The following is a 12,872-nucleotide window of genomic DNA, read 5'->3' on the forward strand; positions in this document are numbered from 1 at the left end:
CCCTACGGCCTCGGGACGCCAAAACGCACCGTCCTACTGTTAGTTGAGCAGGCTGCCTTGGAGCTCCGCACGAAGATCGGGCGTCAGAACCGTGCCGGCACGGTCCACCAGAAGAGCCATTTCGTACCCGATGAGGCCGATGTCCGCCTCCGGGTGCGCGAGGACCGCGAGCGAGGAACCGTCGGAAATGGACATGAGGAAGAGGAATCCCCGTTCCATCTCCACAACCGTCTGGTTCACGCTGCCGCCCTCGAAGATCCGGGAGGCGCCTGCCGTCAGGGACGTCAGACCGGAGGCGACGGCCGCGAGCTGGTCGGCACGGTCGCGGGGGAAGCCTTCGGACATCGCCAGAAGGAGTCCGTCGGCGGAGACCACCACCGTGTGGGACACCCCCGGGGTGTTGTCCACGAAGTTGGTGATCACCCAGTTCAGGTTCTGTGCCGCCTGGCTCATCGGGCTCACACTAACGCTCCTGGTTGTAGGTGCTGTCAGGACCGAAGCCCTGGCCGTTCGTTTCACTGCCTGCGTTGCGTCCGCGCTGGACGCCCCGACGCAGGTTGCTCAACCTGCCTCGGACGTCCTCCGGGGCGCGGGAGACCTGTGGGCCTCCCTGAGGGGTGCTCTCGGCGGTGCCCTCGACCAGGTTGGCCTTGGGTACCCGCCGCGGCAGACCGGACGAGGTGACCCCGCCTGCCTTGGGCTTCCGGAGCTGTGAGGCCTGCTGCCAGCGCGCGTCGTTCGCCGAACGCCAGGCGCTGTCGCCGTTGCTCTCCGAAGTGGGGGCCGGCGCTTCCGCGGTCACGGGCCGTGCGGCGCCGTTCGAACCGTTCGCCGCGGTGGATCCGCGGCGGGGAAGTCCGGCGTCGGTCAGCTCGTGGACGGCGGAGGGGGCCGGTCCCGGACGGTCGAAGCCTACGCGGTCCTGCTCACCCGCGTCAGCGGCCTGCGTGGATTCCGCTTCCGGAGCGTACTGGTCCGGGTAGCCGTTCTGGTAACCGGACTGCTGCGGCCAGTCGTCCTGGTAGGACTTCTCCTCGTACGCCGGCTGGGCCGGTTCCGCATACGCGGGGTCCGGGTAACCGCCGTTGGGCGAGAAGCCGTTGCTCTGCGGCACACCGTTCGGGGCCGAGAAGGACTCGCCCTGCGGCATCCCGTCGTTCGGCGCGAAGTACTGCTCGTCGTACGCAGGCCGCTGCTGCTCCTCGTACGGCGCCTGCTGCGGCTCCTCGTACGCCGTACGGCCGCTCTGGCCGTTCGCGCCCTCGTACGCCCCCTGCTGGTCCACGAACGCCGTCTGGCTGCTGTCGTAGCCCGTCGGGGCCGCGTCGAAGCCGTTGTCGTACGCGGGCTGCTGCGGCGTGCCGTCGAAGCCCTCCGCGAAGGCGGGGATCTCCTGGGTCTGCTGCGGGTGACCGGCCTGGGACTCCAGGGCCGCCTTGCGCTCCTCGCGCATCAGCGAACGGCCCACCGGGTCCAGGTCGCGCAGGTCGTCGGGGACCTCGTAGCGGCTGTCGTCGAAGCCGAGCTCGGCGGCCGTGCGCATCGGCAGGCCGGTGTTGAAGTCCTCGCCCGGGAGCTGCGGCTGGTGGTGCTGCTCCGGGATGATCTGCGAGACGGTGAACTCGTCGCGCTCGGGCTGCTCGCCGCCGCCACCGTGGGTGATGGCGTCCGGGAGCATGACCAGCGAGGTGGTGCCGGCCTGCTCGCCCGAGGGGCGCAGCTGGACCCGGATGCCGTGCCGGTCGGACAGCCGGCCGACCACGAAGAGGCCCATGCGCTGGGAGATCGCGGCGTCCACGGTCGGCGGGTTGGCCAGCTTGTGGTTGATGTCCGCGAAGTCCTCGGCGGTCAGGCCGATGCCCTTGTCGTGGATCTCGATCATCACGCGGCCGTCGGGGAGACGGGTCGCGGTCACGCGGACCTTGGTCTGCGGGGAGGAGAACGTCGTCGCGTTCTCCAGGAGCTCGGCGAGCAGGTGCACGAGGTCGGTCACGGCACGGCCGTGGATCTCGGCCTCCGGGACGCCGGAGAGCTCGATGCGCTCGTACTGCTCCACCTCGGAGGAGGCGGCGCGCAGCACGTCGACCAGCGGGACCGGCTGGTCCCAGCGGCGGCCGGGCTCCTCGCCGGCGAGGACCAGGAGGTTCTCGCCGTTGCGGCGCATACGGGTCGCGAGGTGGTCCAGGCGGAAGAGGTTCTCCAGCTGGTCCGGGTCGGCCTCGTTGTTCTCCAGGTCGGTGATCAGGGTCAGCTGGCCCTCGATCAGCGACTGGTTGCGGCGCGAGAGGTTGGTGAAGATCGCGTTGATGTTGCCCCGCAGCAGGGCCTGCTCGGCGGCGAGCCGGACGGCCTCGCGGTGGACCTGGTCGAAGGCGCGGGCGACTTCGCCGATCTCGTCGCGGGTGTTGATCGGGATGGGCTGGACGCGGGTGTCGACCCGGCCGGGGTCGGTGCGCGAGAGCTGGTCGACCAGCATCGGCAGCCGCTGCTCGGCGATGCCGAAGGCGGCGTTGCGCAGCTGGCGCATCGAGGTGCTCATCTGCCGGGCCATGAGCGAGGCGATGATGAACGCGGCCAGCAGGGCGATGATGACGATCGAGGCGTTGATGATCGCGTCGCGCTGGGCGTCGGAGGCGATCTGGCCGGCCTCGTCCACCGCGCGGTTGATCATCTCGGTCTCGAGCTGGTCGTACCCCTCGAACTTCAGGGTCGCGGCGGCCATCCAGGACTTGGCGGTGACGCCCTGGGCGGCGAGCTGGGCGGTGGTCAGCTGACCGCTGCCGATCAGCTTGATCATGTCGGTCATCGACGGCGGCGCGGTGAAGGTCTGGCCCGCGGCCTCCGCCTTCGCCTTGGCGTCGGCAGCCGCCTTCTCGCCCTCGGACTGCTTCTCCTTCATGACCTCCTGGAGCCGTACGGAGTCCTGGGGGGTACCGCCGGAGACGAACTCCTGCATGGCGATGCCCTCGAGGTAGGCGTACGAGGTGAAGGCGGTGAGCTGCTGCCGGTAGACCTTCTCGTCGGGGCTGGGCCGGACCAGGAGGTGCATGCCGATCGCGCGCTGCAGGGATTCGGCACCCTTGCCGAGGGCGAGGGCGTACACCGAACGGCCGTACGCCGTGATGTTGCCGGTGCCGAGGCCGAGTTCGTTGGAGAACTCCACGAGCAGGTGCTCGACGGCGACGTAGCCCTCTTCGGTCTGAACCGGGTCCATCTTCTTGGTGAAGGCGGCCGCGCGGATCTTCGTCAGCGTCGGCTCGGCCTCCTCCACCAGGTTCAGCCGGCGCTTGAGGCCCTCCTTGTCGGGCATCCCGACGGTCTCCTGGTGGAAGGCAGCCGCCTTCGCGTCTGTGACCGCGCGGGCCTGCTTGACGACGGCGGAGTCCGTCTTGTTCTCCAGCAGGGGCTCGGCGGAGACGTCGCGCTCGTTGAGGAGGGCCTGGGCGTACTGGCCGGCGGCGGCCACGATCTTCGCCACCTTCTCCGCGTCCCGCGCCTCCTGCCAGGTGTCGATCGAGCCCTTCACCTGGAAGCCGCCCATGACCAGGCCGACCAGCACGGGTATGAGCAGGATCGCGTTCAGCCTCGTCGGCACCCGCCAGTTGCGCGGGGACAGACGACCACCGCTCTTCGGGGGGGCGGCCGTCGGCTCCGAGCCGGGCACAGGGGCGGGCGCCGCTCCGCGCGGCGGCGGCGTGAAGTTGCCCCGGGCCGCAGGCTCGGGACTTTTCTTGCTTCGCCTCACTCGACCAACAACCTCTCGGCGGTCGGCACCTTCCGTGCCGCAGTGTCTCAGAGCCCGGTCAGCCATCGACCATCAGTACGTCATTGACTATTGGGCAGTTCAGGCATTCCAGCACGACGTCCTGCGCGATTCCAAACATGGGGAAGCGCCGGTTCGAAGTGATGTAAGCCCCACGTAAAACGGTCAAAAAGAGCGAGCCCCGTCAAAAGACGGGGCCTTCGTGCGCACAGCGAGACCAAGTGACCGCGACGCGTGTCGATACCACCCGATTCCTCTGCCGAAACGTTATGAACACCGGAGCCGGCCGTGTCAAAGGCCACAGCCGGCTCCGAAGCGTCTACGACAAGTGCCGTAGAGGCACTGGGAACTTGAAAGTTACCGCAGACGCGCCATGAGCGCGTGCTCGACCAGCGTGATGAGCGCCGACTTGGCGTCCGAGCGGTGGCGGGCGTCCGTCGTGATGATCGGGGTGTCCGGGCCGATCTGGAGCGCCTCGCGCACCTCTTCGGGCTGGTAGGGCTGGCTCCCGTCGAAGCCGTTGAGGGCGACGACGAAGGGCAGGCCGCTGTTCTCGAAGTAGTCGACGGCGGGGAAGCAGTCGGCGAGGCGGCGGGTGTCCACGAGGACGATGGCGCCGATGGCGCCGCGGACCAGGTCGTCCCACATGAACCAGAAGCGGTCCTGGCCGGGGGTGCCGAACAGGTAGAGGATCAGGTCCTGGTCCAGGGTGATGCGTCCGAAGTCCATGGCCACCGTGGTGGTGGTCTTGTCCCCGGTGTGGGTGAGGTCGTCGATGCCCGCCGACGCGGACGTCATGACGGCCTCGGTACGCAGCGGGTTGATCTCGGAGACCGCTCCCACGAACGTGGTCTTGCCCACGCCGAAGCCACCCGCCACCACGATCTTCGCGGAAGTGGTGGCCCGGCCCCCGTCAGAGCTTGCGAAGTCCACTGAGCACCCTTTCGAGCAGCGTCACGTCCGGAGCGCCGCCGTTGTTCTCGTCGCCGCCCGGCTGGTGGATGGCCACCAGACCGGCCTCGGCGAGGTCCGCCACCAGGATCCGCGCCACGCCGAGCGGCATGGCCAGCAGCGCCGAGACCTCGGCGACCGACTTCACCTCACGGCAGAGGTGGCAGATGCGCTGGTGCTCCGGAAGCAGCCCCATGAGCGCTGCCGGGTCGGCCGTGGTGCTGATCAGCGCCTCGATGGCGAGCTGGTAGCGCGGCCGGGTCCGGCCACCGGTCATCGCATAAGGACGCACCAGCGGCTGGTCGCCCTCATCCCCGTACGGCTCCGCGTACGGATCATGATGGGCGGGGGGCGGGGTCATGGATCCTCCGGGCGGGACAGCATTCTCGGTCAGTCGTGCCGTCCGTCGAGGCCGGTGGGGGGATTGTGTCGGCCGGACGGTGATTTCGTGAGGTGGGTGGTGCCGGGGCAGGTCAGTGGAGCAGACTGCCCTGGAGCTCGGCGCGCAGGTCTGGGGTGAGGACCGCGCCCGCGCGGTCGACCAGCAGCGCCATCTCGTAGCCGACGAGGCCGATGTCGCACTCGGGGTGGGCGAGCACGGCCAGGGACGAGCCGTCCGAGACGGACATGAGGAAGAGGAATCCCCGCTCCATCTCGACGACCGTCTGGGCCACGTTGCCGCCCTCGAAGATCCGGGAGGCGCCGGCCGTGAGCGAGGTGAGCCCCGACGCGACCGCCGCCAGCTGGTCGGCACGGTCGCGCGGGAAGCCCTCGGACATCGCGAGCAGGAGCCCGTCGGCGGACACCACGACGGTGTGGGACACCCCGGGGGTGTTGTCCACGAAGTTGGTGATCAACCAGTTCAGATTCTGTGCCGCCTGGCTCATCTGACTCAACTAGCGCTCCTGCGGGTGAGTGGGGCTCGGGAAACTGCCGGTCTGACCGTTGCCGGCCTGACGACCCTGCGCGATGCCCCGGCGAAGATTGGTCAGCCGTCCGCGTACGTCGTCAGGCGCACGCGAGACCTGCGGACCGGTTTGGTGCTGTTGCTGCTGTGCGGTGCCCGGGACCAGGTTGGCCCGGGGCACCCGGCGCGGCAGACCGGAGGTGGTGACCCCGCCCGCGGCGGGCTGCCGGACGCGCTCGGCCTGCCGGACGAGTTCGTCGTTCGGCGAGGTGCGCCACGAGGAGGTCGAGGGGCCGCCGGCCGCGGGCCGCTGGGGTGCGGCCGGCGCCTGCGGCTGCTGCTGAGGTGCCTGCGGCGCGGGAGCCTGACCCTGACCGCCCCCCTGCGGACCGCCGTGGAACCAGTTGGTCTCCAGCGTGTCGTACAGCGGGGTGCGTCCGTCGCCCGGACCCGGGGCCGGCGGCAGCGCCTCCGGCTCGGGACGGTGGGCGGGACGCGGCGGAACCTGCGGCCGCGGCGCGCCGTAGCCGTTGGTTCCGTTGATCTGGGGGCGTTCGAACTGTCCCGTGGACGTCATGTCCTGGCGGCCGGGCAGCGCGTGCTGGCCCGTGCTGGAGCTGTCGTAGCCCGGTGCGGCGAACTGGCCGGTGGAGCCGTTGTCGTACGCCTGCGGAGCGAACTGGTTCGGGTTCACCGGGGCGTTCTGCCCGCCCGGTGCGCCGAAGACGTCGGAGCGGGTGAACCCGTTCTCGTCGCGGTCGGCGGTGCCCGGGCGCTGGAACTGGCCCGTGTCCTGGGGACCGGCGGGGCCGACGGCGGGGAACTGGCTCGTGCTCTGCAGACCGCCCGCACCGCGGCCGAAGTCGGCCGGGCCCTGGCGGTCGTCGATGCGCGGCATGCGCGAGGTCTGCGCGACGTCCGGCTCCTCGTGGCCGCGCGGGGCGTCCAGCGGGGTGCGCGGCACCGGCGGCTGGGCGTTCTCGTCGCCCCAGCTGGTCACGCGCGGCTGCGGGTTGCCGCCGGGCAGTTCGGCGCGCGGGCCGCCGCGCGGCGGGAGCTGCGGCTGACGGCCGCGCGGCTCGGGGTTGTTCTTGCGCTGCGGGGGACGCCCGCCGCCGAAGAAGTCCTGGTTCTGGCCGTTCGCACCGGAGTTCTGCAGACCCTGCGGCGCACCCGGCGCCTGACCGCCGAAGCCGGCGCCCGCACCGGCCGGGGCCGGACGGTCCTGCTGGGGCGGGACGGGGGACTGCGGTCCGCGCGGGGGCTGGCCGCCGGGACGGCCACCGCCGTCACGGCCGGGCAGCGCGGCCCGGGGACCCTGGCCGGCGGCGAGGCGGCCGCCCCCGCCGGGAGCGGAGCCGGGACCGGCGCCGAGGGCGCCGCCCCCGCCCGGGGCGCCGGCGCCGAGCGGACCACCCTGCGGGCCGCCGTTCTGGCGACGCGCGGCGGCCGCGCCCGCGGCGGCCTGCGCGGCGGCGGGACCGCCGGCGGCGCCGCCCTGGCCGGGCTTGGGCTGGGGCTTCTTGCCGCCCTGGGCGACGTCCACGGGCAGCATGACCAGCGCGGTCGTACCACCGGAGTCGGACGGGCGCAGCTGGATGCGGATGCCGTGCCGCTGGGACAGACGACCGACCACGAAGAGGCCCATGCGGCGGGAGACGGAGACGTCCACGGTGGGCGGCGAGGCGAGCCGCTCGTTGATCGCGGCGAGGTCCTCGGGGGACAGACCGATGCCGGTGTCGTGGATCTCGATCAGGACGCGGCCGTCGGGCAGCGCGTGACCGGTGACCTTGACCTTGGTCTGGGGCGAGGAGAACGAGGTGGCGTTCTCGAGCAGCTCGGCGAGGAGGTGCACGAGGTCGTTGACGACCCGGCCGGCCACTTCGGTGGACGGCACGGAGGCCAGTTCGATGCGCTCGTACTGCTCCACCTCGGAGGCGGCGGCGCGCAGGACGTCGACCAGCGGGACCGGGCGGGTCCAGCGGCGGCCGGGCTCTTCACCCGCGAGGACCAGGAGGTTCTCACCGTTACGGCGCATGCGGGTGGCGAGGTGGTCGAGCTTGAAGAGCGAGGAGAGCTGGTCCGGGTCGGCCTCGCGGGACTCCAGTTCGGAGATGAGCGAGAGCTGACGCTGGATGAGGCCCTGGGAGCGGCGCGAGAGGTTGGTGAACATCGCGTTGACGTTGCCCCGCAGAAGGGCCTGCTCGGCGGCGAGGCGGACCGCCTCGCGGTGCACGTCGTCGAAGGCCGCGGCCACCTGGCCGATCTCGTCCCGGGAGTGCACACCGACCGACTCCACGGACGTGTCGACGTCCTGCGGGTCGGACTCGGAGAGCTGCTTGACCAGCTCGGGCAGCCGGTCCTGGGCGACCTTGGTGGCGGTCTCCTGGAGGCGGCGCAGCGAGCGGATCATGGACCGGGCGACGACGAAGGCGCCGACCAGCGACACACCGAGGACGAGGAGGATCAGGGCACCGTTGATGATGGCGTCGCGCTCGGACTCGGCGCGCAGCTCACGGGCCTTCTGTTCCATGTCCTCGAGCAGGGTGTGCTCGATGTTGTTCATCTGGCGGACCTTGGTCGACGCGTCGTCGATCCAGTCCTGGTACGACCGCTGGTCCTGCGAGGTCAGACCGGAGGAGGAGGCGAACGCACGCGAGGCGTAGGTGTCGGACTCCTCGATGACCGGGTTGCCCTGCTCGATCGGCTTCAGCAGCTCCTCGGCGCCGTCGTCGCCGTAGATGCTGCGGAAACTCGCGAGTTCGGAGGCCTCGTTGTCGAAGGCGGCGCTGGCGTACTGCCGCTCGTTGTTGGAGAGCTGGCCGTACGTCGTGTTGTTCGCCGGCAGCGCGGCCGCGAGGACGGCGCGCTGGACCGAGGCGTACTCCTTGGCGTTGGAGAAGGCGGCCAGCGCACGGGTGCGCTGGATCATCTCCGGGTTGCTGGTGGCCTGGGCCATGTCCTGCGAGAGGTCGAGCAGGCTCGTGATGAGCTGGTGGTAGGCGTCGACCGTCTGGGAGGCGTTGCCCTTCTCCGCGTACGCCGTGGAGCGGATCTTCTGGATGTTCGCCAGGTCGGAGAGCAGACCGATGAGGCTGTCGCGGACGCCCTGGAGGTTGCCGTCCTTGGAGGCGGTGTTGATCTCCTCGGAGGCGTCCTGGAAGGCGGTCACGGCCCGGTCCGTCTTGGTCCGGTAGCCCTTGATGCCGAAGTCGGTCGCCTTGGTGCCGTGCGACATCGGGCCGGCCGAGCGGTCGCGCTCCTCCTGGAGGGCGACGGCGAGCTCGGTCGCCTGCTTGGTCATGTCCGTCAGCAGCCGCATGTTGTCGAGCTGCTGGATGTCGTCCATGGACTGGTTGATACGCAGCGCGCCCAGTGTGGTGGCCGCGACCACCGGGAGGGTCAGCAGCGCCACGAGTCGCGTGGAGATGCGCCAGTTGCGCAGGGCCACGCGGGAGCCGGGCCCGGTGGGGCCGGTCGGCTGCTTGATCGTCGGAGTCGGTGGAAGGGGGCTCGGCGACGCGGACGCGCCGGGGCGCCCGGAGCGCTCACCACCGTCGCCGGACGGGTTCGGGCCCGGGTTCTGGGCGTGCTGGAGCGAGGAGCTGCCATTACTGGGGGCAGTCCCGCCGTGCGGCTCCGGCTCGGCCGAAGCACTGCCATCCCTCTTGAAACGTCCCTGCACTAGCGTCGCAACCTCTGGACCAGGCGCCCTTCCGGATGAACGGAAGGACGGTGTCGGCGTATTGAAGGACGCCCTGAATTACGTCCCTCGAATGGTCGTGAGTGACCGGCGCTGGCTCCCCCTTCCAACCGCCACTACGGCGCTGTCGCGCCCCGGTGCGCCGGTTCGATCCAGCGGCGGTCCGTGAGATTCCAGCACAGTGCCGGATCTCCAACAAGGTGTGTTGGCCGGGCTGTGACATGCGTGACAACACGTGAGGGGAACGTTACGGGACGTAGAAAAGGTTCCCGTATAAAGCGGGCATAAGGGCCCGAAACATAAAGGTGGGGTGGGTGTCCCAGTCGCCATGATCAGGAGCGGAATGAGTGCTTCAGGGGGTCAATGTCCGTTTCCGAGCGATCGATTGGCGGCGCGGTTTGACCGCTTTGATCATCGATTCGTGAGCAAACTCACATGGTGATCATGCTGCCTTCACGAGTTCCCCGGGAATCGCGTGTTTAGCCTGACGCTTTACAGGGATGGCATGTCCGACAACCCGGCACCACGAGCAGACAGGGTCACGTACAACAGTGAAGACGACGACGATGTTCCACAAGATCGCCAACCCGCGACGCACGACGCTGGCGCACCTCGCGGGCGCCGACGAACTGCAGCTCCCGGTCCAGCCGGAGCACGCCGTCGACCTGCCGGCCCAGACTGCCAACCCCAAGCGCACCATCCTCATGGAGGCCCCGGTCGCGGCCTCCGTCGCGGAGTAGATCTGCCGTAGAGATCCACGAGATCTTCACGATCTCCGCGGAGTGATACGCGCACCGGCCGCCGAATGCTCAAGGCGGCCGCACACGGATGTCAAGGGCGTCCCCGGCCGGGGGCGCCCTTCCGCGTTAGCCTGGAGCGTCACACTCCAGCCAGCTCAGTCTCCGTCTTCAGGCAAGGGGCCAACCAACCCGTGCGCATCGCCAGGTTCTCCATCGACGGCAACGTCGCCTTCGGCGCGGTCGAGGGCGACAAGCCGGACGAGCTCGTCCTCGACATCATCAAGGGCATCCCGTTCACGGAATTCGAGCTCTCCGGCACCAAGGTGCCGCTGAGCAAGGTCCGGTTGCTCCCGCCCGTCCTGCCCAACAAGGTGGTGGCCTTCGGCCGCAACTACGCCGAGCACGCGCGCGAACTGGGCAACGAGGTGCCGGACGTCCCGTTCGCCTTCTTCAAGCCGTCCACCTCGGTGATCGGCCCCGGCGACGACATCCAGTACCCGCCGTTCTCCGAGGAACTGCACCACGAGGCCGAGCTCGCGGTCGTCATCGGCCGCATGTGCCGCGAGGTCCCGCGCGAGCGCGTGGCGGACGTGATCTTCGGCTACACCTGCGCCAACGACGTCACCGCACGGGACGTCCAGCGGCGCGAGAAGCAGTGGGCGCGGGCCAAGGGCTTCGACACCTCCTGCCCGCTCGGCCCCTGGGTGGAGACGGGCCTGGACCTCGCCACCGCGTCCGACCTCACGATCCAGCTCACGGTCGACGGGCAGCAGCGCCAGCTCGGCCGCACCAGCGAGATGATCCACTCCATCGAGGATCTGATCGTCAACATCACCGAGGCCATGACGCTGCTCCCCGGCGACGTGATCCTCACGGGCACCCCGGCAGGGGTCGGCCCCCTGGCTGTCGGCGACGAGGTCGCCGTCACCATCGAAGGCATCGGCACTCTCACCAACAAGGTTGTCAAGCGTGGCTAGCGCACCCGGCTCACCCGTCCGCGTACGTTTCTGTCCTTCCCCCACCGGTAACCCCCATGTGGGCCTGGTCCGCACCGCCCTGTTCAACTGGGCGTTCGCCAAGCACCACCAGGGCACGCTGGTCTTCCGCATCGAGGACACCGACGCGGCCCGCGACTCCGAGGAGTCCTACGACCAGCTGCTTGACTCGCTGCGCTGGCTGGGCTTCGACTGGGACGAGGGCCCCGAGATCGGCGGCCCGCACGCGCCGTACCGCCAGTCGCAGCGCATGGACCTCTACGCCGACGTCGCCCGCAAGCTGCTGGACGCCGGCCACGCCTACCGCTGCTACTGCTCCCAGGAGGAGCTGGACACCCGCCGCGAGGCCGCCCGCGCCGCCGGGAAGCCCTCCGGCTACGACGGCCACTGCCGCGACCTCACCGAGGCGCAGGTCGCGGAGTACGAGGCCCAGGGCCGCGCCCCGATCGTCCGCTTCCGGATGCCCGACGAGACGATCACCTTCACGGACCTGGTCCGCGGCGAGCTGACCTTCACCGCGGAGAACGTGCCCGACTACGGCATCGTCCGCGCGAACGGCGCCCCGCTCTACACGCTCGTCAACCCGGTCGACGACGCCCTGATGGAGATCACCCACGTCCTGCGCGGCGAGGACCTGCTCTCCTCCACCCCGCGCCAGATCGCCCTGTACAAGGCGCTGATCGAGCTGGGCATCGCCAAGGAGACCCCCTCCTTCGGCCACCTCCCCTATGTCATGGGCGAGGGCAACAAGAAGCTCTCCAAGCGCGACCCCGAGTCGTCCCTCAACCTCTACCGGGAGCGCGGCTTCCTCCCCGAGGGCCTGCTCAACTACCTCTCGCTGCTCGGCTGGTCCCTCTCGGCCGACCAGGACATCTTCACGCTGGACGAGATGATCGCGGCCTTCGAGATCGCGGACGTCAACCCCAACCCGGCGCGCTTCGACCTCAGGAAGTGCGAGGCGATCAACGCCGACCACATCCGCATGCTCGACGTGAAGGACTTCACGGAGCGCTGCGCCCCCTGGCTGACGGCGCCGTTCGCGCCCTGGGCCCCGGAGGACTTCGACGAGGCGAAGTGGGCGGCGATCGCCCCGCACGCCCAGACCCGCCTCAAGGTCCTGTCGGAGATCACCGACAACGTCGACTTCCTGTTCCTGTCCGAGCCGGTCACCGACGAGGTCTCGTGGACGAAGGCGATGAAGGAGGGCGCGGACGCCCTCCTGCTCACCGCCCGCGAGAAGCTGGAGTCGGCCGACTGGACCTCGGCGGAGTCGCTGAAGGAGGCCGTCCTGGCCGCCGGCGAGGCCCACGGCCTCAAGCTCGGCAAGGCCCAGGCCCCGGTCCGCGTGGCCGTCACCGGCCGCACGGTCGGCCTCCCCCTCTTCGAGTCCCTGGAGATCCTGGGCAAGGAGAAGACGCTGGCCCGGATCGACGCGGCGCTGGCCAAGCTGGCGGCGTAACCCATAGGCGCACCTGAGGGGCGGTACCCGGAGATCTCCGGGCACCGCCCCTCAGGCATTCATGTCAGACGGCGTCTTCCTCGTCGACCAGGTACGCGAACTCGTCGTCGGCCTCCAGCGCGACGATGACCACCGAGGCCCCCGCGATCAGGTACGTCAGCATGATCCCGGAGGCCGCGTACGTCCTGCGCAGACGCTCGCGGGGGCCGAGCCGGGCGGTCGCGTGCTCGCGGAAGGGATCGCGCGCCAGTATCCGCACGGTCCTGTCCAGCCGGCCCCGACGGTCGCCGGGCAGGGTGTCGTACGCCGCGCGGGCCTCGACGGTGAACTGGACGCGGTACTCGGTCATGCGCT

Annotated in this window: 10 protein-coding genes; 3 read left to right on the forward strand and 7 right to left on the reverse strand. The window is 70.0% G+C overall.

What is annotated here, in order from left to right; all coding sequences use genetic code 11:
- Positions 1-39 precede the first annotated feature (39 nt).
- The 6 genes from ACYQ8Q_RS31910 to ACYQ8Q_RS31935 all read right to left on the reverse strand — a co-directional run bounded on the left by ACYQ8Q_RS31910 (position 40) and on the right by ACYQ8Q_RS31935 (position 9,306).
- A complete protein-coding gene (locus ACYQ8Q_RS31910; protein ID WP_356035147.1) occupies positions 40-453 on the reverse strand; it encodes a roadblock/LC7 domain-containing protein in 414 nt (137 codons plus the stop codon).
- A 10-nt stretch (positions 454-463) separates the two neighbouring features.
- Positions 464-3,745 carry a sensor histidine kinase gene (locus ACYQ8Q_RS31915; RefSeq protein ID WP_460069821.1) on the reverse strand — a complete coding sequence of 1,094 codons (3,282 nt, stop codon included), beginning with the start codon at positions 3,743-3,745 and terminating at the stop codon, positions 464-466.
- 375 nt (positions 3,746-4,120) lie between these two features.
- Positions 4,121-4,696, reverse strand: coding sequence for a GTP-binding protein (locus ACYQ8Q_RS31920; protein WP_054239771.1), 576 nt, complete (start codon positions 4,694-4,696; stop codon positions 4,121-4,123).
- A complete protein-coding gene (locus ACYQ8Q_RS31925) occupies positions 4,677-5,075 on the reverse strand; it encodes a DUF742 domain-containing protein (RefSeq protein ID WP_055633953.1) in 399 nt (132 codons plus the stop codon). The genes ACYQ8Q_RS31920 and ACYQ8Q_RS31925 overlap by 20 nt, the downstream gene beginning before the upstream one ends.
- A gap of 112 nt (positions 5,076-5,187) precedes the next feature.
- On the reverse strand, positions 5,188-5,601 hold the full coding sequence (locus ACYQ8Q_RS31930; RefSeq protein ID WP_003973453.1) for a roadblock/LC7 domain-containing protein: 414 nt from the start codon (positions 5,599-5,601) through the stop codon (positions 5,188-5,190).
- Between the two features lie 9 nt (positions 5,602-5,610).
- Positions 5,611-9,306: a nitrate- and nitrite sensing domain-containing protein gene (locus ACYQ8Q_RS31935; protein WP_460069825.1), complete on the reverse strand. Its 3,696-nt coding sequence runs from the start codon at positions 9,304-9,306 to the stop codon at positions 5,611-5,613.
- Between the two features lie 569 nt (positions 9,307-9,875).
- On the opposite strand from ACYQ8Q_RS31935, the gene ACYQ8Q_RS31940 reads away from it, so the two are divergent.
- The 3 genes from ACYQ8Q_RS31940 (at position 9,876) to gltX (ending at position 12,518) form a co-directional block, all read left to right on the forward strand.
- A complete protein-coding gene (locus tag ACYQ8Q_RS31940; RefSeq protein ID WP_162252503.1) occupies positions 9,876-10,064 on the forward strand; it encodes a hypothetical protein in 189 nt (62 codons plus the stop codon).
- Positions 10,065-10,255: 191 nt separating this feature from the next.
- Positions 10,256-11,041: a fumarylacetoacetate hydrolase family protein gene (locus ACYQ8Q_RS31945; RefSeq protein ID WP_460069826.1), complete on the forward strand. Its 786-nt coding sequence runs from the start codon at positions 10,256-10,258 to the stop codon at positions 11,039-11,041.
- A complete protein-coding gene (gltX, locus tag ACYQ8Q_RS31950) occupies positions 11,034-12,518 on the forward strand; it encodes a glutamate--tRNA ligase (protein WP_460069828.1) in 1,485 nt (494 codons plus the stop codon). The genes ACYQ8Q_RS31945 and gltX overlap by 8 nt, the downstream gene beginning before the upstream one ends.
- A 64-nt stretch (positions 12,519-12,582) precedes the next feature.
- On the opposite strand, the gene ACYQ8Q_RS31955 is transcribed toward gltX, so the two are convergent.
- Positions 12,583-12,867, reverse strand: a complete 285-nt coding sequence (locus ACYQ8Q_RS31955; protein ID WP_460069830.1) for a hypothetical protein — start codon at positions 12,865-12,867, stop codon at positions 12,583-12,585.
- Between the last annotated feature and the right edge of the window lie 5 nt (positions 12,868-12,872).

Source organism: Streptomyces sp. YKOK-I1 (assembly GCF_054660435.1).